Below are 25721 nucleotides of genomic sequence, written 5' to 3'. Positions count from 1 at the left end.
CTAAATTTGCAGCCTAAAAAAGGCGACTTCTTAAAAGACCTTATTTGAATTGTAGAGTCGTGAAATTTGAAGATTATATTAGAAAAAAGAGGTTTTTTCACAGCCTGACGTTCCCGCGCTACAAGCAGTTTGGGACTAAATTAAGCCCATTATTCGGATTTGCCAAATCATCCAAATACAAAACCATTTTCAAATTAAGCCTAATACCCAAATTGCTTGTAGCGTGTGTTGGGCATAGTATTTTTGGCATTATCTTTATTCTAACTCAGTTTTCTTTATTATATGAATTCCGCCAATACTATAAGCAACATCAATAGGAATCGGTTTGTCTTTTAGGTAAAAATTTCCGTTTTTAAAAGGAGTAATTCTTTCGTCGATTAGAAAAAAATAGTCTTCTTTGTTTGTCAATATGTCTAGATTGTCATTTGTGAGTTCTACGGGTTCAACATATTCAACCATCCCAAGTTTGTTTAATTCAGGAATCGTTATTTTTTGCCCATTTATTTCGCAAACACATTTCTCTCCAAGTCCAGGCATTCCAAACCAAGGCATTGCTTGTGCAACTTGTAATGAAATGTTTGAAGTATCTCCAACAAAAAGAAAGTTTTTAATTTCGAAAGTTTCAAATACTGGGGGCAATGATTTTCTAGGAAACGGTTCTTCTGCTTTCCAAAAGAACATAACTTTATTTAGCCATTCTTGATCGTTTAGGTCCGTACAAACTAAATTTTTAGTCCAATAGTGCATATATAGTTGGCTTGCTCGAAGTAAAATTGTTGATTTGTCAACACTTTCTCTTTGTTCTTCGGTTAATTGTCTAATGACTTTATATACATAATTATCTCCTGTCGAAATAAATGTGTCGCCTTTTTCTAATTGAACAGTTTCAGTTTCTGCTAAATTTTGCGAATTGTCTTCTGTTTGTTTCTTTTCAAAAAGTTTGTCTAAAAATCCCATATTTTTTTGTTGTAAAATGTCTTATTTTCTCCGTAGTTCTGTAATATTATGCCCAAATCTCGTGTAACGGCTGATGGTGGCAGTATTTTTATTAATCGCAATCTACATGTAATCTATGTTGTCCACAATTCACACATTGAAACAAGTAGCCCACTAAACTTCCGTCTTTTGATAAGTATTGTTTAATCATTTCAGGTTCATAGCCATTATTCTCAATATCATCAATTAATTGATCCATTAATGGTTCAATAGTTTTAGTGTCAGCATAATCAATTAATTTACAAGGTTCGTTACAATGAGTTAGCCAAACTTCTTGTTGCCAACTTATATAACTCGGTGTACGTTTGCTTACTTCTAATAGTAGTTCTTTATCAATACTTTTATAATTTTCAATTCCATCGTAATCATTAAATACTCCATTAAACATTTCAGCAACTTTTCCATTTTCTATACACCAAGGACAAATATAATCGGGTTTTTTTTCGCTATAAAATGAACCTGTGTATTTTAAATTTCTATTTTCGTTACAACAAGAACAAATTCCGTCAATTTTTTCAAAAACATTAAGTTCATATGCGTTTGGGCTAAATTTGAATTTCGGTAATTCCATAAAGTGAGTAAATTTTAAATTTTCTTGTTTTACGATTTCTGCTGTAATATTATGCCCAACTTGTATATACGTCTGACAAAATCAGACCTATCACCCCAATATTGGGTGGCTTTGTCTGACAAGAGTCAGTTTTATTTATTTTCAAATGTAGTATATTTATTTTATAAATCATAAAACGGACTTTTAATTTGTTGCGTACTTTTCGTACTTATGGTATCGATGTTAAACACTACTGTACTTATTGAAATTATTCCTAAAACAAGAACTGTTTTGTTTACCATAAGTCATGAATTCAAGCTATTATATGAAACAAAAAAAACCATTGCCTTACTTTATCAAGTCTTGCAATGGTTTTTACATTATAAAATAGAATAGTACTATTTCATTTTTTGTCTTTTTACTGGTTTTTCTGTAGCTTCGTTTTTGTTTTGAAGTACATAATTAGCTATTAGTTTTTCGATCAATTCGTCTTTAGTCAAGTGATGGAAAACTGTTTTTATTTTATTTTTTAAGTCTGGATTTACTTCGTGGTTGGGTTTGGTTTTGAATATTTGTTTGGCCCATAACAACGTGTTGTTTTCTTCGATGCTAGCAACCGTAGGTTTGTTGAATTGGGTAAATTGTATTCCTAATTCTTTTTCGAAGTCGGCAATTTCTGCTACTTCTTCCGGCTGTAAGACCGTTAATGAAAGCCCCTTTGCTCCTGCCCTTGCGGTTCTTCCGCTACGGTGTACATAAGCTTCATACACGTCTGGTAAATGGTAATTGACTACATATGAAATTTCCTTAACGTCAATTCCTCTTGCAGCAAGATCAGTTGCGACTAAGATATTGATATGTCCTTCACGAAATTGCTCCATGATGCGATCCCGAATTCCTTGCGATAAACTTCCATGCAGTGCACCCGATGAAAAGCGATTAATCGCTAAGTTTTTGGCTAGTTTATTTACTGCTGCTTTGGTTTTACAAAAAATAATACCGCGTTCGCCTTCCTTAGAATTCAAGAAATGCATCAAAACATCTAGTTTTTCTATGGGATCTACCACAATATATTCGTGATCGATGCCTTGATTTCCTAATGTTTCCATGTTGGCACGCACTTCTACTGCATTTTTATGCAAGTAATTTTGAACCAATTGTTTTATCGTTCCCGGCATGGTTGCAGAGAACAGCATTGTCTTGTGCTCTTTGGGCAATTCGGCAATGATTTCATCTAAACTTTCTTTTAGGATGGTAACCATTTCATCGGCTTCATCGAGCACGAGGAATTTAGTCTCTTTTAAGTTGATGGCTTTGCGCTGAATCAAATCGATTAAACGTCCTGGTGTTGCTACAACAATGTGCGTAGGCAATGCAAGTCTTTCGATTTGTGGTTTTATTGGAATTCCGCCGCAGGTTGCTGCGATGGAAATATTTGCCATGTATGTAGCAAATTGCTCTAAATTTCTAAAAATTTGATGCCCTAGTTCTCGAGTAGGAACCAAAATAACGGCTTGAACAGCAGTAGTATTCGTATCTATTAATTGTAAAATAGGCAATCCAAAAGCGGCTGTTTTTCCGGTTCCAGTTTTGGCTAATCCCACTAAATCTGTAGTGTTGGACAGCAATAGCGGAATGGTTTTTTGCTGAATCTCTGTTGGGATCACAATTTTCATTTCGGTAAGCGCTTGTACAAGTGGAGCTGAAATTCCTAAATCAGAGAATTGGTTTTGCATTTTTTTGGATTTTATATTTTAAAGGATATAGGTGTTGTAACGGGATTTTATAGCCCCGATAGCAGTGAAAATCCTTTGTAGTCCTGATTTTTTTCAGGACTACAAAGATTGCAACGAATAGCGGGATAAGCTCCAGAAGAAAAAATTAATCTTCATCTGGCTCATTCATGATTTTTTCGCGGTATTTTTTCCCGGTTAACAATACCAGTTTCAATTTGTAATCGTCAACAAGCCACTCGCGGTAATTTTTACTACATTGGCTCAAACATTTAGAATAGCGCTTGATGCGACAGTCGATGTCATCTTCTAGCAATTTTCCTAATGCTTTGGCTTCCTGCAACGTATCTGAATTGTCTACGCACATGGCTGCGTGTTGTTCCAGCGATCGATCTAACACTTCCTTGGAGCGTAAATTTTGTTTGATGATGAGTTTGTGTTCTTCATCGACATCAAAAGTTACGACTTCGGTTTTGCTGAATTTTGCACGAAGTTCTGGAGGCATACTGTATTTAAAATACAATTCTATCTCTGTATCATCCCTTAAATTCTCTAAGTAAAACTCTGGAGATTTAAAAATGTGCTGCCAGTTTACGGGTTCGCTCCACAAGCCAAATCGGGCTGCATTGTTCCCCAAATCTATAACGCTAAACGTATCTTTATTGGGTAATTTTCTGGAACCACGACCAATCATTTGGTAATACAACGTTAATGATTTTGTGGCTCTATTTAATATGATGGTTTCTACAGTAGGCTCATCAAAACCAGTAGTTAAAATCCCTACTGATGTTAAAATTGCATCTGGCGTGTGCTTGAACCAGTGTAAAATATCTTTTCGTTCCTCGTTATTACTGGTGTTGTCTAAATGACGAATAGCATAACCGGCTTCTCTAAACGTTTCATACACGTATAAAGAGGTGTTGATACCATTATTGAAAATTAAGGTTTTCTTGCCCAATGATTTTTCCGTGTACGCATGCAATAATTTTTCCTGCATGGCCATATTGGTGTACAAATCATCAGACGATTTTACGGTGTAATCTCCATTGATTCCTACTTTTAAGGAAGTCAAACCTACATCATAGCTATAGGTAACGGCTTTCGCCAAAAATCCGTTATCGATTAAAGAACTGATGGTGTCGCCTACGATTAATTCGTCATAGCTTTCGTGCATCGGCAGTTTGATATTCGAACTCAAAGGCGTTGCGGTAACTCCTAATATAAAGGCATTCTTAAAAGAGCTTAATAATTTTCTAAAAGAGTTGTAATGTGCCTCATCGATGATTACTAAACCTACATTGTCTAAATGTAGTTTTTCATCGTTGATTCGGTTTTTCAAGGTTTCTACCATCGCTACAAAACAAGAATAATCGTTTTGGTCTGGAAGTTCTTTTACTTTACTGTTAATGATTTTGTTTTTTACATCAAAACCCTTCAACATTTTTGAAGTTTGCTTGCACAACTCAATTCGGTGTGTTAAAACAACTACTTTTTTGTCATGTTGGGATAAATACCGACGAACGATCTCAGAAAACACTACTGTTTTTCCGCCTCCAGTAGGCAATTGGTATAACAAATGGTGTTGTGGAGGTGCATTGTCTATGCGTTCAAAGATGGCATCGATATCGCCTTTTTGGTACGCATAAAGTTCTTTTTTGTCTTCGATTTCTATTTCTAACGTGTTTTGGGACATTGCTTATTATTGGATTTTTGCAAAAATACGCCTAAAAAACAGTTTAACGGGCACTTTTAAGTAAAAAAAAAGGGGAAGGATTAAATAAAATTGAATTATGTAGCAGCGTGGTCTGAAAAATAGTTAAGTATTTGGCCTAATCCAACTACAAACAGTAAAATTATTAAAGATATAAGTCATAGAAGCATTAAAACTTAAATGACCTTATTATCCTCTAAGTTATATTAGCCTAACAAAACAAAACCTAAACTTATGTGACTTATATGTTAAAAGAAATGAGACAATGTTTTATTCTTATTGCTTAATTAGTAATGATTTTTCGGCCTAACTCTGTTTTTTTATATTAGAGTTAACAAAATACCTTTTTGTAAAATAATTCGAATCAATTTTTCTACACGGTTAAATTTACAATTGTTTGATTGAGACCTTTAATATTCCAATCGCTCTAAAACAGCATTGAATTCAGGCTCGTTGTACCATTTTTGAACTAGTGTTTCTTCGTGAATGGCTTTTAATCGGGGTTTAAATTCAGATAGAATTCCGTTAGCAATTAAAAAAATAACTGCTTGTTCAAAAGAATTGAACATACTCTTGAAAAACAAATCGTTTTTGATGGTATTCTCTGAAGCAAAGGTTTGAGCGATCTCTACATTATACAGCATTACATCAGCGATTACAAAAGGATCTACTCCCAAACTGATGAAATGTTTGATGTATTTTTGAGCCACAGACCGCCTCATTTTGGGTCGGCTTCGCCTTCCCGTTTTCTTGAATGGGAAATATTCATATGAGATTTTGAGTTTGCATTCCTTTAAAAGGGATTCTTCCTTTGGATTAAAGACAAAATCATAATAGACTTTTACGGGACTGAATTTCTCATACAATTCGATGATTTGTGCTTCGAGTTGTTCTTTGTTTAATTCCGATACATATTTTTTTAAATCGCGTTTGCTCATTATCAAAGTTTAAGAATACAAAAGTAATTTACTTTAGGAATCCATGCACCGAAAATCAATGATAATACTTAATTTTGTAGATAATCACAAAAAAACAGAAAATGCTTAAGATTTTTAAGGTTACGGCGCTCGTAGAGGGAATATCTGCCTTGTTATTATTTTTCTTTGCAATGCCAATGAAATACTTTTTTAACGACCCCATTTATGTAAAACAAATAGGAATGGCTCATGGCGTTTTGTTTACGGCTTACATTGTTTTGGCTACCATTTTAAAATTTAGTGAAAAGTGGGATCTTAAAAAGTATTTTATAATATGTATCGCGTCTATTCCTCCTTTTGGAACTTTTTATGTAGATAAAAAATATTTGCAAAATGTATAACTACATCGAAACAATATTTACTTTTTTATATCCCATATTTAGAAAATGGGGATTAGGAAGTAGCAGTGCCTCCTATCTTAGCTTACTGATCAATAGCCTCATTTTGTATTCGTTGGCTTATGTTATCTATATTATTTTTCGTTTTATATTGGTTACTATTCTGGCTGTGGTGGCACAAAAAACAAAAACTAAGTTTGATGATTTGCTGGTTTCCAATAAAACGGCAAAGTATATCGCTTACCTTATTCCGTTGCTTTTTATTTACAAAGCAGTTCCTATAATTTTAGATCGATTTGAATATTGGGAGGGTGTTTTTGGGAAACTTGTTGGTATTTATATTGTGCTATTGGTTTTATGGATCATTCGTACCATTTTTAATGCATTGCGTGATTATTTAAAACTAAAACCTCGCTACAGCGATAAACCCATAGACAGTTTTATTCAGGTTATCATGATTGTGCTTTGGGCGGTTGGGGTTACGGTTATTATTTCGAAGTTGTTTGATATCAATCAAAAAGAACTTTTGACAATTCTGGGAGCAGTTTCGGCAGTTATTATCTTGATTTTTAGAGATACCATTTTGGGATTTGTGTCGAGCGTACAGGTGTCAATAAATGACATGGTTCGCATTGGGGATTGGATTACGATGGATAAATTTGGTGCCGATGGAGACGTTATCGAAATCAACTTAGCTACTGTAAAAGTTCGTAATTTTGACAATACCACCACTACAATTCCGACGTATAGTTTAAGTTCAGATTCGTTCCAAAACTGGCGTGGAATGCTGAATTCTGATGGGCGACGAATCAAAAGACATATTTTGATTAAAACCAGTAGCATTCGATTTTTAGAAGAAAATGAATTGAAAGATTTGAAAAACATTCACTTGATTTCGGATTATATTGATTCTCGAAAATTAGAAATAGACACATACAATACTACTCATAAAATTGATAAATCTATCGCTATTAATGGTCGGAATTTGACTAATCTAGGCTTGTTTAGAAAATACATTACCGAATATTTATTTCATTATCCCGAATTAAATAAAGACATGTTAATGCTTTGTCGGCAGTTGCAATCTACGGCTCACGGTGTTCCACTTGAAGTGTATGCGTTTTCACATGACAAACGATTTGAAAATTATGAATACATTATGTCTGATATTTTCGATCATATCATTGCTTCGGTCCGCTATTTTGATTTAGAGATTTTTGAATTGGGTATGGATACCGACTTAAAGCAATAAAATGTGTTGTTTTGGATTGCATTTTATTTATAAGTTTTATTCGAGCTATTGTTTTGCAATGTGTGATTTTCTATAGATAAAGCAAAATAAAAAGCATTGTAACGGTAAATTTTTGAAGGTTACAAAACAGCAAATTTTTTTAATCAAAAGAGACTAAATCCTAAGTTTTGATTTCTTTTTTTCTTACTTTTAATAAAAAATAATGAACACACGCGATACGTTTTTAAAAGATTTTCGAGGACAAGCAATTGGCTCCGTAACCCAGCAATCTTCCAGTGAAGAATCGTTTCAAAATGAGGTTTTAAGGCCTATTCTGAAATTACAAAATGATTTATTTCTTGCTGTATTCAGCCATTACATCACAAAAAGTAAGGTCGATTTTTACAACTTTACGATCGAAAAAAAATTAGCTTTTATAGAACATGCTATTCAAAAGGACAGCAAATTTAGAAGTGCTTTTAAGGGAATGGTACTCGCATTATTCACCATCGATGAGTATTTAGAATATATTAAAAATGCTTCTAATTTAAACAAACGAATGATGAGCATGTTGATAGAGCGTTTTAAAAGTCAGGTGCAATTGTTTGAAAAGTCAAACCAATAGTACAACCATAAAAAAAGGGATACATGTTGTGTCCCTTTTTTTATACCGTAATTTCAAATTATTCAGTTACTTTCAAACTATCTACATAAAAGTTAGGATCTACTATTAGTTTTAGATTGTCATTAGTTACTGGAATGGTTTTCCACGCTGTTTCTGGTTGTAGCAATTCTTCTTTACCATTTATAGTCACTTTTACTGGCATATTAAAACCTGTGACACTATTTGTCCAGCGAATACTTAATTGGTTATTCTTTACAGCATATTCTAATTTTGGTATTCTGGTATCTCTCAAATACTGATTAAAAACCATTGACAAATCAATTCCTGATTGCGTGCTTAAATAATCCTCAATTTGCTTGGTTGTTACCGTTTGATGGTAAAAAGTACTGTTTAAACCCCTCAATATTGTTCTCCATTTTTCATCATTATTCACAATTTGACGTATAGTATGCAACATGTTTGCACCTTTTGGGTACATATCTCCTGAACCTTCATTGTTTACATCGTATGTACCAATGATAGGTTTGTCATTATCAATTATATTTCTAAGACCTCTAACATAAGTATATCCAGCTTCTTTCCCATAATAATATTCTACAAAAAGACTTTCAGAATAATTAGTGAAACTCTCATGAATCCACATGTCGGCAATATCTTTGTACGTTATATTATTAGCAAACCACTCGTGTCCCGATTCATGAATAATGATAAAATCAAATTTCAATCCCCAACCGGTTCCGCTTAAATCGCGTCCTAAATAACCATTTTGAAATTTATTTCCGTAGGTAACACTACTTTGATGTTCCATTCCTAAATACGGTGCTTCCACTAGTTTGTAACTGTCCTCATAGAATGGATACGGTCCAAACCAATGTTCAAAAGCTTTCAGCATCCTTGGTACATCTTGAAAATGTTTTTTGGCTTTCGCCAAATTGTCTCTGAGAACATAATACGTACAATCTAAAGTGCCTTTTTCGCCTTTGTATTTTTCTGAAAACGAAACATAATCACCGATGTTGATGTTTACTCCATAATTATTGATGGGATTAGATACATACCAATTATAGGTTTTAGTGCCGTCTTTCAAGGTTTTTACACTTTGTAAGCGACCGTTAGATACATTGGTTAAGTCACCAGGAACATTCACACTTATTTTCATGTTTTCAACTTCGTCATACATGTGATCCTTATTGGGCCACCATACACTTGCCCCCAATCCTTGACAGGAAGAAGCAATAAAAAGTTTTCCGTTTGCGTCTTTTTTCCACGTTATCCCTCCATCCCATGGCGGATTTACAGCTACTTTAGGTTTTCCATTATAAAAAATTTTAATATCTTTTATGGCGCCTACATCTTGTTTTGAAAGTAGTGTTATAAAAAATACATTGCCTTCTCTTTTGTATTTTAAAGCCACACCATCTTGCGTAACCTTGGTAATTGACATCGGGTTTTGCAAGTCAATTTGCATAACATTATACGGTTGTACTACTTTATATTGAATAGTGTTAGAGCCTGTTATTGTGCTGTCTGCAGGATTTACTTTTATATCAAGATAGTAACTTTTTACATCCCACCAAGCTCTTTCTTTTGTAATACTCCCTCTCAAAGAATCTTGACGCGTAAAATTACTTTCGGACTTGTTTAGAAGTCCTTGCGCTTGAATTCCATTAGAGATTAAAAATGCAATTAATAATGGTTTTAGATACTTTTTCATGTGCTGAAAATTATTGTTTTTTTATAAATCTCTTCTAATTCGCATATTGGTATTATGGTTTGTAAACTATGGTACGTAATCTTCATTTCATGGATTAGATAATTTTAACCAAAACTATGTACTTTTTTTATTTATTAGTACTAAAAAAAGCCCAACAGCAATTTATTTTGCTATTGGGCTTTAGTGTTTCATAAATTGTTTTATCGTTTAAAATTTCAGTTTTTTGCTGAGAATCAAAACACAAAAGTTTTTTATTTCTGACGACTTTTCAATACATCCACTACATCATTCATTTTGAATCCTTTGGCTTGTAATAAAATTAAATAGTGAAACAATAAATCAGCACTTTCACTCAAAAACAAATCATCGTTATCATCTTTGGCTTCAATTACTACTTCTATTGCTTCTTCACCTACTTTTTGGGCTATTTTATTAATTCCTAATTGAAATAAAGAAGCAACATAACTCTTTTCAGAATCAGCTTTTTCTCTCCGGGTTTCGATAGTTTGCTCTAAATGTGAAATAAACCCATAATCCGCTTTATTTTCTGTTTGCCAGCAAGTATCAGCACCGGTATGGCATGTTGGTCCAACTGGTTTTGCTAGTATCAATAAAGTGTCACCATCACAGTCATTTTTTATATCAACCAAGTTTAAAAAGTTACCGCTTTCCTCCCCTTTTGTCCAAAGTCTTTGCTTAGAACGGCTAAAAAAAGTTACTTTTTGTGTTTCAACAGTTTTAAGATATGCTTCTTCGTTCATGTACCCCAACATCAAAACGACTTTGGTCTCGCTGTCTTGTATAATGGCTGGAATTAAGCCGTCTGTATTTTTTGAGAAATTTATGTTCATGTTTTTTTTAAGTATTAAGTTGTAAGTATTAAATTTTAAGTTGTAAATCTTAATTATTAAGTATAATGTCAAAAGGTAAATAAGCAAATCAATACTTAATAACTCATAATTAATAATTCATACTTAAAACTTATGCCTTTATTTAAATGCGTACTTCAATATTGTTATTTTTAAGAGCTTCTTTTAATGTTTTGATTTCAATTTCTTTAAAATGAAATACACTAGCTGCTAAGGCTGCATCGGCTTTTCCATCAATAAATGAATCTACAAAATGCTGAATGTTTCCCGCACCACCCGAAGCAATAATTGGAATATTAACTAGTTCCGAAAGTTTGGCCAAAGCCTCATTAGCAAAACCATTTTTAGTTCCGTCATTATCCATCGAGGTGAATAGTATTTCACCTGCACCACGTTGCTCCACTTCTTTTGCCCAATCAAATAAATTCAGTTCGGTAGGTACTTTTCCGCCCACTAAATGAACAATCCACTGACCGTCAATTTGCTTAGCATCGATAGCGACTACAACACATTGGCTTCCAAATTTTTGTGCCAAATCATTAATCAACTGCGGATTTTTAACAGCCGATGAATTAATCGAAACCTTATCAGCTCCATTTTGCAATAAAACATCAACGTCTTTGACAGAGGAAATTCCGCCACCAACTGTAAATGGAATATTAATAGTTGCAGCTACTTTTCGAACCAAATCAATTAAGGTTTTCCTGCGTTCTTCGGTGGCCGAAATGTCTAGAAAAACCAATTCATCAGCTCCTTCATCCGAATATATTTTCGCCAATTCAACCGGATCGCCTGCATCACGTAAATCTACAAAATTGACACCTTTTACGGTTCTTCCGTTTTTTATGTCTAAACAAGGGATTATTCTTTTTGTTAACATCTAAATTAAGTATAAAGTTGTAAGGATTAATTATTAAGTTTTTTTGATATTGTTTTTAGAAGTAATAATTATGCTTTTAATTAATTTCAAAACTTTACTCCGTCTTTGTTTAAACTTAAAAATTCTTCATTTGAAATATAGTTTGTTGCTTGTAAGAGTTCTAACCAATATAAAGTTTCATCTGCTTCTTTTTGAGAAATACCCATTTTATGAATAAAATCAGCTTTACTTTCTGCATTTTTAGCTTCTCTGATGTTTGCGCCTACAGAAGTACCTGAACGTAAAATTTGTTTACTCATTACATATTCGCTTCTGCTGATTAAGGTTTTGTATAAATTAACAATTCTAATAGCAAAAGAAAAACTTTTTATTCTTATTACGTCCTCACTCATAATTAATACTTAATAATTCATACTTAATATATAATTTTCCAATTGTTTCAATGAAATTCGTCCTTCGTAAATGGCTTTGCCAATGATTGTTCCTTCGCAACCCAATTCTGCTAGTCTTGGTAATTCATCAAAAGTAGAAATTCCTCCTGAAGCAATAAGTTTTATTCCTTTGGCTTCTGCCAAAATTTTAGCGTACAAATCAAACGATGGTCCTTCAAGCATGCCGTCTTTGGCAATATCGGTACAAATTACATATTGAATTCCTTTGTTTTGATAGTCTTGAATAAAAGGAATCAAATCTTCATTCGAATCTTCTAACCATCCAGAAACAGCTACTTTTTCATTATTCGCATCTGCTCCTAAAATAATTTTATCCGCACCATACTCCGCAATCCATTTTCCGAATAATTCTCTATTTTTCACCGCAATACTTCCTCCAGTGATTTGATTAGCACCACTTTCAAACGCAATTTTTAAATCGGAATCAGCTTTTAAACCGCCGCCAAAATCAATTTTTAGACTTGTTTGTGTTGCTATTTGTTCCAATATTTTATAATTCACAATTTGGCTTGATTTTGCTCCGTCTAGATCAACCAAATGTAAATATTCAATTCCGTGCGCTTCAAATGATTTCGCCACTTCCAGTGGATTTTCATTGTATATAATTTTGGTGTTGTAATCTCCTTTGGACAAACGGACACATTTCCCGTCGATGATATCTATTGCTGGTATTATTTTCATTATAATTAGTCTTAAAGTTTGAAAGTCGAAAGTCTAAAAGTCTCAACTTAAAGTTTTAAAAAATTTGCTAAAATTTGTTCGCCAACATCACCGCTTTTCTCAGGGTGAAATTGTGTTCCGTAAAAATTATTTTTCTTTAATGCTGAGGCATATTCTACTTCATAATTTGTGGTTGCAATTGCATCGGGGCAATTTGAAGCATAAAAACTATGTACCAAATACATGTACTCTTTTTCAGAAATTCCTTTGAACAAATCTGATTTCAAATTATAGATTTGATTCCAACCCATTTGCGGCACCTTCACTTTTGGAGTAAATTTAACCACATCTACATCAAAAATTTCCAAACCAGCAGTATTTCCTTCTTCTGATTTGTTACACATCAATTGCATACCCAAACAAATTCCTAAAACAGGTTGTTTCAAAGTAGGAATTAATACATCAAGACCACTATCGATAAGCATTTTCATTGCAGAACTTGCTTCACCAACGCCCGGAAAAATCACTTTATCTGCTGCTTTGATTTCCTTCCAATCGTCACTAAGCACTGCTGTGAAACCCAAACGCTCTATGGCAAACATGATGCTTTGAATATTTCCGGCTCCGTAGTTTATAATTACTATTTTCATTTTTTTAGTCTTAAAGTCGAAAGTCGAAAGTCCTAAAGTCATTTGCAAAACCCTTTTAAGGGACTTTTGACTTTAAGACCTTTGACTTTATGACTTATTAAAGCATACCTTTTGTACTTGGTAAAATCATTTTCTCTGTATCTCGTTTCAAGGCTACTTTTATCGCTTTTGCAAAAGCTTTAAAGATTGCTTCAATCTTGTGATGTTCATTGGTACCTTCAGCTTTTATGTTGATATTGGCTTTGGCTCCATCTGAAAACGATTTAAAGAAGTGAAAAAACATTTCGGTTGGCATTTTACCTACCATTTCTCGTTTGAATTCGGTTTCCCAAACCAGCCAATTTCTGCCTCCAAAATCGATAGCCACTTGAGCTAAACAATCGTCCATTGGTAAACAAAAACCATATCGTTCTATCCCCAATTTATTTCCTAATGCTTTCGCAAAAACTTCTCCAAGTGCAATCGCTGTATCTTCAATCGTGTGGTGTTCATCTACTTCTAAATCACCTTTTACAAGGATTTCCAAGTCCATTTGTCCATGACGTGCAATTTGGTCTAGCATGTGATCAAAAAACGCAATACCTGTTTCTATTTTACTTTTCCCAGTTCCATCAAGATTTAAATTGATGTAAATATCAGTTTCATTTGTCTTTCTCGAAATGGTTGCTGAACGTTCTTTTAATTTTAAAAACTCGTAAATCGTTTTCCAATCTGTAGTTTGTAGCGCTATAACCGAGTCCAATTCTTCTCTTTTTGAAGCTATTTCATCACCACCTAATGCTTCATCAGTATTGATAAAAATCCCTTTTGCACCAAGGTTTTTTGCTAATTCCACATCTGTAATGCGGTCTCCAATTACGAATGAATTTTGCAAATCGTATGCTGGATTATCAATGTATTTAGTCAGTAATCCTGTTGCTGGCTTGCGCGTAGGAGCATTTTCATGTGGGAACGTTTTATCAATTAAAACTTCACTAAAAACAACGCCTTCATTTTCAAAAGCTTTGATCACCAAGTTATGTACGGGCCAAAAATTCTCTTCGGGATGCGAAGCCGTTCCTAAACCATCTTGATTGGTTACCATAACCAATTCAAAATCCAATTCTTTTGCAATTTTACCTAAATATTGAAAAGCATTTGGATAAAATTCTAATTTCTCAAAACTATCCAATTGGTAGTCATGCGGTTCCAAAACCATCGTTCCATCACGGTCTATAAAAAGTATTTTTTTCATTAAAAAAGGTTTAAAGTTTAAGGTTTAAAGTTGTTTTAATACCTCAATTAATTTTTTATTTTCTTGTTCTGTTCCTACTGTAAAGCGCAAAGTATTTTCGCAAAGTGCTTGTGTAGTTCTATTCCGAATTACAATTCCTTTTGCAATTAATTCAGCGTATCTTTTATTAGCATCATCCACTTTTACTAAGATAAAATTAGCTTCTGTAGGATATATTTTTTGAACAAATTTTATATCAAGTAATACTTGAAGTAATTCTTCTCTTTGCTCTATTATTGATTCTATTTCAGATTTTATTTTGTCTTTATTATCTAATCGTTCTAAAGCTCTTTTTTGCGTGAGTTCGTTTACATTGTATGGTGGTTTTATTTTATTTAAAACCGAAATTACTGTTGCAGAACCGTAACAAACTCCCAAGCGGATTCCAGCTAAACCGTATGCTTTTGAAAGCGTTTGCGTAATAATCAAATTAGGATATTCATCTAATTCATTGATCCAACTGTCTTTTTTAGAAAAATCAATATAAGCTTCATCAATAACCACCAACCCTTTAAAGTTTTGCAAAAGATAGGCTACACTCTCATCTGAAAACGAATTTCCAGTTGGGTTATTTGGCGAACATAAAAAAATCATTTTGGTATTGATGTCAACCGCTTCCATGATTTTCTCAATCTCCGGCTGAAAATCTTTAGTTAAAAGTACTTCTCTATTTTCTACTGCGTTCAAATTGGCCAAAACACCATACATTCCGTACGTTGGTGGCAATGTAATTACATTATCTATTTTTGGTTCGCAAAATGCTCTAAAAAGCAAATCTAGTACTTCGTCGCTTCCGTTACCTAATAAAATCTGATTTGATTTGACAAATTTTTGCTTTGCCAAAACCGCTTTTACATTTATTTGCTGTGGATCTGGATATCTATTTACGCCATTTTCAAACGGATTTTCATTGGCATCCAAAAATATCATTTCGGCTGTGTCAAAATCCTCAAATTCGTCTCTAGCAGAAGAATAGGGTTTCATGTTTTTTACATTATCCCGAATCAAATTATTTATATCAAAACTATTTTCCATCTTCAATTGCTTTTAATCGTAATGTAACTGCATTTTTGTGTGCTTGTAAACCTTCGGCTTCAGCCATAATTTCTATAGCTTTACCAATATTTAGAATCCCTTTCTCAGAAATTTTTTGGAACGTCATTGCTTTTGTAAAACTATCCAGATTAACACCGCTATAATTTTTAGCATAACCATTGGTTGGTAAGGTATGATTGGTACCCGAAGCATAATCACCTGCGCTCTCCGGTGTATAATTTCCTATAAAAATAGAACCTGCATTTTCAATTTCGTCAATATAAAAATCATCGTTGGCAGTGCATACGATAAAGTGTTCCGGTCCGTATTCGTTTATTAAATCCAAAGCGATGGTATCATTTTCTACAAAAATTAATTTCGAGTTAGCGATAGCTTTTTCAGCAATTTCTTTACGTGGTAATAGCTCTATTTGAAGTTGAATTTCCTCTTCAACGGCGTCAATCAGTTTTTTAGAGGTTGAAACTAAAATAACCTGACTGTCTGCTCCGTGTTCTGCTTGCGATAGTAAATCCGACGCTACAAAAGCGGGAACCGCAGTATCATCAGCCACAATCAATAATTCTGACGGGCCTGCTGGCATATCGATTGCCACGCCAAATTGTGTAGCCAATTGTTTGGCTACAGTTACAAATTGATTTCCTGGACCAAATATTTTATATACTTTAGGAATCGTTTCTGTACCAAATGTTAATCCTGCAATAGCTTGGATGCCTCCTACCTTTAAGATCTTTGTAACTCCGCATAAATTTGCTGCAAACAAGATAGCAGGATTTATGTTTCCGTTTTTATCTGGTGGAGAGCATAAAACAATCTCTTTACAACCTGCAATTTTAGCAGGAACTGCAAGCATCAGTACCGTTGAAAACAAGGGCGCTGTTCCTCCGGGAATGTATAAACCTACTTTTTGAATCGGTCTTTTCTCTTGCCAGCAATTTACGCCTTCGATCGTTTCAACAGCAACGCGTTCTGTTTTTTGAGCCGTGTGAAATTTGGTTATATTTTCTTTTGCTAATGCAATCGCTGCTTTTAATTCATCTGAAACAATTGCAATAGCAGCATCAATCTCCTCTTTTGAAACTTCGATTGTGTCAACTGCAACTCCATCAAAAAGCGACGTATATTTGGCGACAGCCTCATCCCCTTTTTTTTGAACTTCCTTGAAAATTTCTTTTACAGTAGCTTCAATATCGTCTACCGTTTTGGTAGGTCTTTCTAAAATACTGAACCACGTTTCTGGTTTTGGTTTGTATATTTTGTTCATTGTATTGTTTTTAACCGCAAAGTTCACAAAGGTTTTCGCAAAGTTCGCAATGAATTTTTACTAAAATAAGTTATACTCTAAAGTTCTTACAGTACCATTTTCTCAATTGGGCATACTAAAATTCCCTCGGCTCCAGCCTCTTTTAATTGATCGATAACGTCCCAAAAAGTATCTTTATCAATTACAGAGTGAACACTGCTCCAACCTTTTTGTGCCAATGGCAACACAGTTAAACTTCTTAAAACAGGTAAAATTTTACCAACTGCTTCAATCTTATCATTAGGAACGTTCATCAAAATGTATTTTGATTTTCTAGCTCTTAAAACCGACTCGATTCTGAATTTTAAAGTGTCGATAATTTTTTGAGATTCGGGACTTACTTTTGGCGAAACAGCCAAAACTGCTTCACTTTTAAAAATAACTTCCACTTCTTTTAAATTATTTTTAAACAAGGTACTTCCGCTAGATACAATATCTACAATAGCATCAGCAAGCCCAATGTTTGGGGCAATTTCTACCGAACCTGAAATTTGGTGAATGTCAACCGTAACACCTTTTGAATTAAAGAAATCCAATACTGTTTTAGGATAGGATGTAGCTATGCGCATTCCGTCAAGATCTTTTACAGAGTTGTACTCAAATGCTTTCGGTACAGCAACAGATACTTTGCATTTTGAAAAACCTAATTTTTGAATAACCTCAATATTTCCGCCTTTTTCAACCAATAAATTATCACCAACGATGGCAATATCTACTACGCCGTCCATTAAATATTGTGGAATATCTGAATTTCTTAAATAGAGAACTTCAAGTGGAAAGTTAGATGCTTCGGCTTTTAATTGGTCTATTCCGTTATCAATTGAGATACCAGCATCTTTTAGAATTTGAATGCTATCTTCGTTTAAACGACCTGATTTTTGAATTGCAATTTTTAATGTACTCATTTTTTTGTTTTTTTTAGAATGATAATGTTTGAGTACAATTTGAGGTAATAAAAAACCCGTTTGATGTACTCAAACGGGTTTTTAAATATGATGATTTACATGCATACCATTAACACATCGCTTGAGAGCAATAATGAAAATGATGATGATGTAATTGTATTGTAAACATTTTATACTTTTTGAATTTGATGCAAAGATAAAGGATTAATTATTTATAATCCAATTCTAAATATAACTTATTTCTTAAAAATTGTGAATTTTAATTGTTTTCACTTTTAATTTCAGAATTTCTTGGAGATGTTTCCTCTGCACTACCCGTCGTCTTTAAATAATTTTCTCTAATTTCTGTATGGCGAATTTCTCCTCCTGAAGTTCCTACCAATATGGACACATAAACTGCTGGAATTGCAATAATAACTGCTACCACAGAAATAAATTTAGCCTTGGCATGATTTTTTATATTTAGAATTATTCCTAAAACAGAAATTGCGCCTAGTAAATACAATACTATTGCTAATTTCTCTGCTAATTCCTCATGTTCGTGAATAATTGCTTTTCCTATTCCAGGGAAATCTTCCACCATTTCCTCCGCTCCTTCGCCGGTAAACATACTAAAAAAGCCAAAAATAGCTGCAATTACAAATAAAACATAAGCTGTATTTTGTACGGATTTGTTCTTGAGAACTAAGCTAGCGATTAAAATTCCGAGTCCAAGGATTGTTCCACAAATAGGGAAATGGTTTACAAATAGGTGTACGTGTGCGTCATTCATTATTTTAAAATTTTAGTTATTATTTAGTATTGATTTAAATTTGAAAAATATTATCCTGCCAAAGAAACGCCTATCCAAGAGCCAATTCCATACGTAATTCCGGCGGCGACCAATCCAAAAGAAACCTGTCTAAATCCAGAAAATAAAATACTTTTTCCTGTTAGTAAAGTGATAGCGGCTCCTATCCCAAAAAGCCCCACAACACTGCTTCCGACACTTAGTAAAACAGCATCTTTTCCTTCTAAAAACATAAAAGGATATAATGGAATAATCGCTCCAATGGCAAAAAGTACAAACGATGCTGCTGCTGCTTCCCATGCTGATCCGCCTAATTCTTCTTTGTCAATACCTAATTCCTCAGTGATAATGGCATCAATCGCAGTTTGCGGATTTTCAAAAGCTTTATCTGCCAATTTTTGTGCTTCGACCGCATTCATTCCTTTGGCTTGATACAATAAAACCAGTTCTTTTTTCTCTTCTTCGGGAGAAGCTTCCAATTCTTCTGTTTCTAAATCAATTTGGCGTTGGTTTAATTCTCGAGAACTTTGCACCGAAAGCCATTCACCTAATGCCATTGATATAGCACCTGCCAAAAGTCCTGCAATTCCGGTCAACAATATTGTATCATTAGAAACGGCTGCTCCTGCAACTCCCATGACCAAACTCATATTAGAAACCAATCCATCATTAGAACCCAAAACTGCCGCTCGCAAAGCATTTCCGCCTACGGATTTATGCCTGCTTTCAAATTTAGACAACAGCCCACCTGAAACATTTAGAGCAGTATTATTATTTACAGCTTCAATAATATTTAGGTGATTGTGTTCAAAACCGGTTGGTTTTTCACCCGTTTTAATTTTGTTTCGAACCGTGTTTTCGGCAAACTGTTTTTCTATTGAAGATAAGGAACTAATTATAGAGCTGTATCCAAAAATTTTACCCAACTTCAATTGAAATTTTGCTCTACTAGAGGGCAAAGGCATATTAAACTTCGGTTCCATTGTATGAACTTTATCTAACATGTGTTTCGCATGTCCCTTCTCGATTTCACCCAAACTTTGTAATACTCTCGAAAGATTTTCATCAGATTGAATGGCAGCAATACTATCATACAAAAAGGCGGTATCAACCTCTGTTTGCAACTGATCTTTAAGTTTATTCAAGTCCATTTTGTCTTATTTACTTTTTCAAATTAATAATTTTACATATCACTATTTTTGCATGATTCATTGTACTAATGTAAAGATTTTCATTTAAAATTATTCCATTTAGATTATAAATATAACAGTTATTCCTCTAAATTTTTCATTTTCATCAAAAGTGAATAAGACCCTTTTACAACAATATTTAAGTCATTTAAATCTTGATTCGAATCAAGTACCACATATCCATTTTCTGATGTTCCGGTTGTAACTTCTTTCATTTCAAAGAGCTTGTTTCCCCTGTCAATAAAGATATAATTCTTGTTTTCATAATTTACAATAGCTTCTGAAGGCAACACATTTGATTGCTGGCTGTTTAATTCAATTTCGGCATTCATATACATTCCAGGCAATAGTGTTTTATCGTATTTAGTAAAATGGCAATGCATTTCTGTGCTTTTGTTTTCTGAAAAATCTTTTCCGATAAGAATGATTTTGCCATAATGTTTTTTCTCCGGATCAGTGTTCGTGTAAGCAACTACGGATAGACCGATAACCATTTTATTAATATCTTTTTCGAATACAGTTAGTGCCAAATGAATATCGGAGGGATTTACAATTTCAAACAAGATATCACTTGGAGTTACATATTTTCCAATATTTACGTTTACTTTAGACACGTAACCGCTTATTGGTGAATACACATTGATACTTTTTGAAATGGTTTTTGTCGATACTTTATTTGGATTTATCCCTGCGAATTTTAATTTCTCTCCATAAGATTGCACCATTACCGATAGTGAATTGTATTCTGATTGTGCAAGTTGATATACTTTATCGCTGCTGGCCTTGCTCCTATTGAGTTCTTTTTGTCTTTCGAATTCAGATTTAGCATACCCAATTTTTGCTTTTGCCAAAAGGTAATCTTCCTGCAATTGAATGTATTGTTGGTCTTCAACAACGCATAAAACTTGTCCTTTGGTCACATACATTCCCTCTAAAAGTTTAGTGTATTTTAAATATCCTCCCATTGGAACACTTATAGACACTAAATTTTGAGGTGGAACATCTATTTTCCCATTTAATTTTAATAGTGATGAAATCTGTTTTTGCTCGATTTTCCCTGTTTCAATACCAGCATTTTTTATTTGTGCATCAGTAAGTGTTGTTGTGTTTTCAGTAGCAGGAGTAGCTTCTCCCGAAGCTTCGGGATCGTTTTCTGTTTTTTTATTACCACACGAGTACAGAAAAAACAACCCTATTAAAGTAATGACTGTATTTTTCATTTATTTTGATATTAAATTTTCTAATTTAAGAATTGTTTCATTGAATTTTCTAACTGTTTCAATATAGTTACTTTGAATTTCTGTATTTTGATTGATCAGCATTACCCATTCTAAATAATTGATGTCACCATTGATGAATTTATCATTAGCGGCTTTAGTTACCAAATCTACATTCTTTAACGCCTTACTTTCGAAATAAGAAATAGTTTCTTCGTGTTTTTTCGCTTCTTGAATGAATTCGTTATACTGACTTTGTAACTTTATTTTTTCATTAGTCAAATTATTTTCTGCAATTTGACTGTTGATTTCTAATGCTTTTTGTCTGTTTTTAATGTTTGAATTGAAAAGCGGTAGCGCCACTCCAAATTGTCCGTATACACCATTATAGCCGTCTTGAAAAGACGTTTGTGTTTTGAATGTCTGCCAGTAAACACCGCCTATTAATTCGGGTAATTTTTTTGATTTTTCAAGTAAAATTTGCGCTTTGTTACTATTTACTTCTTGCTCAAATAATTTTACACTGGGTTGATTGTCGGTAGCATTTTTTTCTAAATTTTCATCAAAATCCATTTTGAATGTATCTGAAACCGGGATAAAGTCTTTATCGGTGTTCAGGACATATTTGAAATGCAATTGTTTCATTTTATAATCACTTTGTAATTCTAGAAGTTGCATTTTTATTTGCCCTGATTGATTTTCGGCAGTTGCTTTTTCTAATATATTGCTTTCTCCTTTCTCAAAACGCAGCGTTGATTTTCTTAAAAATTCAACATAAATACTATCACTTTTCAGCAATAATTTTTCTTTTTCTTTGAGATAAATCATTTCATAAAACAGTGTATTTACTTGTCTGCTTAATTCTTTTTTCTGTAATGCTTCGTTCCATTTGCCAGTTTTTGCTTCTTCAATTAGCAGTTGTTTCTGCTTTTTGTAAATTGTTGGGAACTTAATTGTTTGCGAAACACCAATTTTTATATCATTAACATTACTGTTAAACTGACCGTACTCGCCAATAATTCCTGTATTGAAAATATCGTAGCCTGTCTTAGTCATCTGTTGCAAATATTCAGAATTTAGTTTTGCGTTTTTAATTTTTATATTGTTTGAAATAGCAGTTTCAATGGCTTTCTCAATTGAAATTTTTTCCTGAGCATCTGCGTTTTGAAAAGAAAAAAACAGTCCCAATACAAGTATTGTTGTAATTGATTTCATCTTTTTCGGTTTTAATTGAATTCCTTTTTCAAACATGATATATAAAATTGGTAAAACAAATAAGGTTAAGAAGGTGGCCACCAATAATCCTCCAATCACAACAGTCGCCAATGGTTTTTGTACTTCGGCTCCGGAACCGTTGCTTAATGCCATGGGCAAAAATCCTAATGAGGCTACAAATGCGGTCATTAAAACTGGGCGTAAACGTATTTTAGTTCCTTGTAAAACAATCGCTTTTAAATCGGTTTCGCCTGATTTTCGAATACTATTAAATTCTGCAATTAATACCAAGCCATTCAGAACTGCTACACCAAATAAGGCTATAAAACCGACTCCTGCACTGATGCTAAACGGCATTCCACGCAACGCTAAAAAGAAAATACCTCCAATTGCAGAAAGTGGAATCGCGGAATAAATCAATAATCCTTGTCTAACGGAATTGAATGCAAAATAGAGCAAAATAAATATTAGTAATAGTGAAACAGGAACAGCAATCATCAAACGGTTTTTGGCTTCGTTTAAGTTTTCAAAAGCACCACCATAAGTTGGATAGTAGCCCGCAGGAAATTTAATCTTAGCCTCTACTTTTCCTTGTAGTTCTTTTACGATGCTTTGTACATCTCGGCCACGAACATTAAAACCAACCACAATTCTACGTTTGGCGTCTTCTCTTTGTATTTGATTCGGACCTTCGGTAATTTCAACTTTTGCCAATTGGGATAGCGGAATTTGCAAACCATTTGCTGTTGGAATTAATAAATTTTGAACATCAGCCAAATCCTGACGTTTTTCGCCCTCTAAACGAACCACTAAATCAAATCGTTTTTCGCCTTCGTATACGACACCGGTGCTTTGTCCTGCAAAAGCGGTATTTACTATTCGATTGATATCCTGAATATTCAATCCGTATTGCGCAATAGCCGCTCGATTGTAGTCAATTACTACTTGAGGCATTCCAGTAACAGTTTCAATATAAAGGTCAGATGTACCCTCGACTGTATTTACAATTTTACCTACTTTATTGGCATATAAAGCCAGTGTATCTAAGTTTTCTCCAAATATTTTACACACAACATCTTGCCTTGCGCCAGTCATTAACTCATTAAAACGCATTTGTACCGGATATTGAAAACCGTAGGAAACACCGGGAACGGCTTCTAGTTCTTTTGCCATTTTTTCAGATAATTCATCAAAAGTTTTGGCAGATGTCCATTCGCTTTTGTCCTTTAAAATGATCATCATATCGCTGGCATCTATAGGCATTGGATCTGTAGGTACTTCGCTGCTTCCTGTTTTGCCTACAATTTTCTCTACTTCGGGAAATTTTTCTAGTAGTATTTTTGCCCCTTGGGAAATGGCTGTCATTGAAGTTTGCAAATTACTTCCAGGTAAAACCCTTGTTTCAACTGCAAAATCGCCTTCTTCTAATGATGGCATAAATTCACCACCCATAAAAGAAAGTGTAATCAGTGCTAAAACAAATAATCCCAAAGTTGCAGCAATAATTGTTCGTGGAATTCCCAATGCTTTATTTAAAAGAGGTTGGTAGAAATTTTCTAATTTCTCCATCATTCTATCTGAAAAAGTTTTTTTATGCGTTATGTTTTTATTCAAAAATAAAGCAGTCATCATGGGAACATAAGTCAGTGACAATACAAAAGCACCAAATAATGCAAATGCAATGGTTTGTGCCATTGGCAAAAACATTTTTCCTTCAATACCTCGCAAAGTAAAAATTGGAATGTATACTATCAAGATAATCAACTCTCCAAATACGGATACATTACGCATTTTTATTGACGTTTCCAATACGGTATTATCCATTTCTTGCTGTGTAATTTGAGACGTTTTTCTGCTGTGTAAACTAAACAAACAAGCTTCTACAATAATAACGGCACCATCTACAATTAATCCAAAATCTAATGCTCCTAAACTCATTAAATTACCGCTAACACCAAACATATTCATCAATATGACTGCTATTAGCATAGCTAAAGGAATAACTGAGGCAACGATTAATCCGGCTCGCAGGTTCCCCAAAAAGGAGATTAAAACAAAAAGTACAATTAATGCTCCTTCCAATAAGTTTTTTTCTACTGTTGAAATAGAATTATTCACCATTTTTGTTCGGTCTAAAAATGGTTCAACAATAACACCTTCAGGTAAGGTTTTCTGGATTTGCTCAATACGTTCTTTAATTTTTTTGATAACCACATTACTGTTGGCGCCCTTTAACATCATCACTACAGCACCCGAAACTTCGCCAGATTGCACTCCTTTTTTATTAAAAGTCATTGCTCCGTAACGGATAGCATTCCCAATTCTAACATCAGCTACATCCCCAATAAATAAAGGACCTCCGCAACTGGTGTTCTTAACAGAAATGTCTTTTATATTTTCGATAGTATTAATCAATCCTTCGCTTCGGATGTATAACACTTTAGGACCTTTTTCGATATAAGCACCGCCCGTATTTTGATTGTTTTTTTCTAATGCTGTAAATACATCCGTAATTGAAATATTATACGATTGCAATTTATTAGGGTCAATGGCAATTTCAAATTGTTTCAATTTCCCACCGAAACTGCTAACCTCTGCAACACCTTCAACGCTTAATAATTGACGGCGAACAATCCAATCCTGAATGGTTCTCAATTCGGTTACATCGTATTTTTTCTCGTAACCTGGTTTGGTTCGAACAGCATACTGGTAAATTTCACCTAGTCCAGTAGTTACTGGTGCAAGAAATGGATCGCCAATACCTTTGGGGATTTGGTCTTTAACCGCACTTAATCGTTCTGTTACTTGTTGTCTTGCCCAATAGACATCAGTAGCATCATTAAAAACAATGGTAATCACTGATAAACCGAAACGAGAAAAACTTCGAATTTCTTTCAGTCCAGGAATATTACTGTTGGCTTGCTCTATTGGAAACGTAATCAGTCGTTCAATATCAGATGAACCAAGTGATGGTGCTGATGTGATAATTTGAACTTGATTATCCGTAATATCGGGAACGGCATCGATTGGTAATTTGGTAAATTGATAACTTCCGTATCCAATAAGGGCAATAATAAAAAGACCAATGATGAGTTTATTTTTTATTGAAAACTCAATGATTTTATTCAACATAATTTATATATATTAATTATTTTTCAAAGAATATGCTGTAATACGAATACTCATCAAAGTATGTACGAAGATGAATTGTAATGAAGCAATAAATAATTAACACTGTTTTGGTGGTTTCCAAATAGATAGTAAAACTCTTGAAGAAAAATAATATTGTAAAAAAGCTATTTTTTGTGGTTCTTTAAAATAATAATTCGGAATAAATTTGAATAGTTTTATTTCTATGTTTATTGCTAAATTTTGATTAAATGAAAAGT

The 25721-nt window shown here is 33.6% G+C and carries 22 protein-coding genes; 3 read left to right on the top strand and 19 right to left on the bottom strand.

What is annotated here, in order from left to right; translation table 11 throughout:
* Positions 1-255: 255 nt before the first annotated feature.
* The 5 genes from ACNQGB_RS11320 to ACNQGB_RS11300 form a co-directional block, all read right to left on the bottom strand.
* The gene (locus ACNQGB_RS11320) at positions 256-957 is read right to left on the bottom strand and encodes a hypothetical protein (RefSeq protein WP_417943832.1); all 702 of its coding nucleotides are present in this window, start codon (positions 955-957) and stop codon (positions 256-258) included.
* 91 nt (positions 958-1048) lie between these two features.
* Positions 1049-1567 carry a CbrC family protein gene (locus ACNQGB_RS11315; protein ID WP_417943833.1) on the bottom strand — a complete coding sequence of 173 codons (519 nt, stop codon included), beginning with the start codon at positions 1565-1567 and terminating at the stop codon, positions 1049-1051.
* 377 nt (positions 1568-1944) lie between these two features.
* The gene (locus ACNQGB_RS11310) at positions 1945-3282 is read right to left on the bottom strand and encodes a DEAD/DEAH box helicase (RefSeq protein ID WP_417943834.1); all 1338 of its coding nucleotides are present in this window, start codon (positions 3280-3282) and stop codon (positions 1945-1947) included.
* A gap of 145 nt (positions 3283-3427) precedes the next feature.
* Entirely contained in the window at positions 3428-4972 is a 1545-nt protein-coding gene (locus ACNQGB_RS11305) for a DEAD/DEAH box helicase (protein ID WP_309759401.1), read from the bottom strand.
* Between the two features lie 428 nt (positions 4973-5400).
* Entirely contained in the window at positions 5401-5928 is a 528-nt protein-coding gene (locus tag ACNQGB_RS11300; protein WP_417943835.1) for a DUF6155 family protein, read from the bottom strand.
* Positions 5929-6029: 101 nt separating this feature from the next.
* Here ACNQGB_RS11300 and ACNQGB_RS11295 point away from each other — a divergent pair, with 101 nt between their 5' ends.
* The 3 genes from ACNQGB_RS11295 (at position 6030) to ACNQGB_RS11285 (ending at position 8161) form a co-directional block, all read left to right on the top strand.
* Complete coding sequence (locus ACNQGB_RS11295; protein ID WP_417943837.1) at positions 6030-6308, top strand: DUF3817 domain-containing protein; 279 nt, start codon at positions 6030-6032, stop codon at positions 6306-6308.
* Positions 6301-7557 (top strand): mechanosensitive ion channel family protein, encoded by a 1257-nt coding sequence (locus ACNQGB_RS11290; RefSeq protein ID WP_417943838.1) that lies wholly within the window; start codon positions 6301-6303, stop codon positions 7555-7557. Before ACNQGB_RS11295 ends, ACNQGB_RS11290 begins: the two co-directional genes overlap by 8 nt.
* Positions 7558-7759: 202 nt before the next feature.
* A complete protein-coding gene (locus tag ACNQGB_RS11285) occupies positions 7760-8161 on the top strand; it encodes a glyoxalase (RefSeq protein ID WP_417943839.1) in 402 nt (133 codons plus the stop codon).
* A 58-nt stretch (positions 8162-8219) separates the two neighbouring features.
* Here ACNQGB_RS11285 and ACNQGB_RS11280 read toward each other — a convergent pair whose 3' ends face one another.
* The 14 genes from ACNQGB_RS11280 to ACNQGB_RS11215 all read right to left on the bottom strand — a co-directional run bounded on the left by ACNQGB_RS11280 (position 8220) and on the right by ACNQGB_RS11215 (position 25464).
* Positions 8220-9875 carry a M1 family metallopeptidase gene (locus ACNQGB_RS11280; protein WP_417943840.1) on the bottom strand — a complete coding sequence of 552 codons (1656 nt, stop codon included), beginning with the start codon at positions 9873-9875 and terminating at the stop codon, positions 8220-8222.
* Between the two features lie 251 nt (positions 9876-10126).
* The gene (gene hisIE / locus ACNQGB_RS11275; RefSeq protein ID WP_417943841.1) at positions 10127-10726 is read right to left on the bottom strand and encodes a bifunctional phosphoribosyl-AMP cyclohydrolase/phosphoribosyl-ATP diphosphatase HisIE; all 600 of its coding nucleotides are present in this window, start codon (positions 10724-10726) and stop codon (positions 10127-10129) included.
* Between the two features lie 142 nt (positions 10727-10868).
* On the bottom strand, positions 10869-11624 hold the full coding sequence (hisF, locus tag ACNQGB_RS11270; RefSeq protein ID WP_086453301.1) for an imidazole glycerol phosphate synthase subunit HisF: 756 nt from the start codon (positions 11622-11624) through the stop codon (positions 10869-10871).
* A gap of 86 nt (positions 11625-11710) precedes the next feature.
* Positions 11711-12016 carry a four helix bundle protein gene (locus ACNQGB_RS11265; RefSeq protein WP_417943842.1) on the bottom strand — a complete coding sequence of 102 codons (306 nt, stop codon included), beginning with the start codon at positions 12014-12016 and terminating at the stop codon, positions 11711-11713.
* Positions 12017-12025: 9 nt separating this feature from the next.
* On the bottom strand, positions 12026-12757 hold the full coding sequence (gene hisA, locus ACNQGB_RS11260) for a 1-(5-phosphoribosyl)-5-[(5-phosphoribosylamino)methylideneamino]imidazole-4-carboxamide isomerase (protein WP_417943843.1): 732 nt from the start codon (positions 12755-12757) through the stop codon (positions 12026-12028).
* Positions 12758-12804: 47 nt separating this feature from the next.
* Positions 12805-13386 (bottom strand): imidazole glycerol phosphate synthase subunit HisH, encoded by a 582-nt coding sequence (hisH, locus tag ACNQGB_RS11255; protein WP_417943844.1) that lies wholly within the window; start codon positions 13384-13386, stop codon positions 12805-12807.
* Between the two features lie 97 nt (positions 13387-13483).
* The gene (hisB, locus tag ACNQGB_RS11250) at positions 13484-14620 is read right to left on the bottom strand and encodes a bifunctional histidinol-phosphatase/imidazoleglycerol-phosphate dehydratase HisB (RefSeq protein WP_417943845.1); all 1137 of its coding nucleotides are present in this window, start codon (positions 14618-14620) and stop codon (positions 13484-13486) included.
* A gap of 24 nt (positions 14621-14644) precedes the next feature.
* A complete protein-coding gene (gene hisC / locus ACNQGB_RS11245; protein WP_417943846.1) occupies positions 14645-15694 on the bottom strand; it encodes a histidinol-phosphate transaminase in 1050 nt (349 codons plus the stop codon).
* Positions 15684-16976 carry a histidinol dehydrogenase gene (hisD, locus tag ACNQGB_RS11240; RefSeq protein ID WP_417943847.1) on the bottom strand — a complete coding sequence of 431 codons (1293 nt, stop codon included), beginning with the start codon at positions 16974-16976 and terminating at the stop codon, positions 15684-15686. The genes hisC and hisD overlap by 11 nt, the downstream gene beginning before the upstream one ends.
* Positions 16977-17062: 86 nt before the next feature.
* A complete protein-coding gene (gene hisG, locus ACNQGB_RS11235; RefSeq protein ID WP_417943848.1) occupies positions 17063-17920 on the bottom strand; it encodes an ATP phosphoribosyltransferase in 858 nt (285 codons plus the stop codon).
* A 259-nt stretch (positions 17921-18179) separates the two neighbouring features.
* Positions 18180-18692 (bottom strand): hypothetical protein, encoded by a 513-nt coding sequence (locus tag ACNQGB_RS11230; protein ID WP_417943850.1) that lies wholly within the window; start codon positions 18690-18692, stop codon positions 18180-18182.
* 50 nt (positions 18693-18742) lie between these two features.
* Positions 18743-19861, bottom strand: coding sequence for a VIT1/CCC1 transporter family protein (locus ACNQGB_RS11225; RefSeq protein WP_417943851.1), 1119 nt, complete (start codon positions 19859-19861; stop codon positions 18743-18745).
* A 119-nt stretch (positions 19862-19980) separates the two neighbouring features.
* A complete protein-coding gene (locus tag ACNQGB_RS11220) occupies positions 19981-21120 on the bottom strand; it encodes an efflux RND transporter periplasmic adaptor subunit (protein WP_417943852.1) in 1140 nt (379 codons plus the stop codon).
* Positions 21121-25464, bottom strand: a complete 4344-nt coding sequence (locus ACNQGB_RS11215; protein WP_417943853.1) for a CusA/CzcA family heavy metal efflux RND transporter — start codon at positions 25462-25464, stop codon at positions 21121-21123.
* Positions 25465-25721 lie beyond the last annotated feature (257 nt).

The sequence above is a fragment of the Flavobacterium frigidum genome (assembly GCF_048286795.2).
This window is presented reverse-complemented; position numbering and strand designations above follow the sequence as displayed.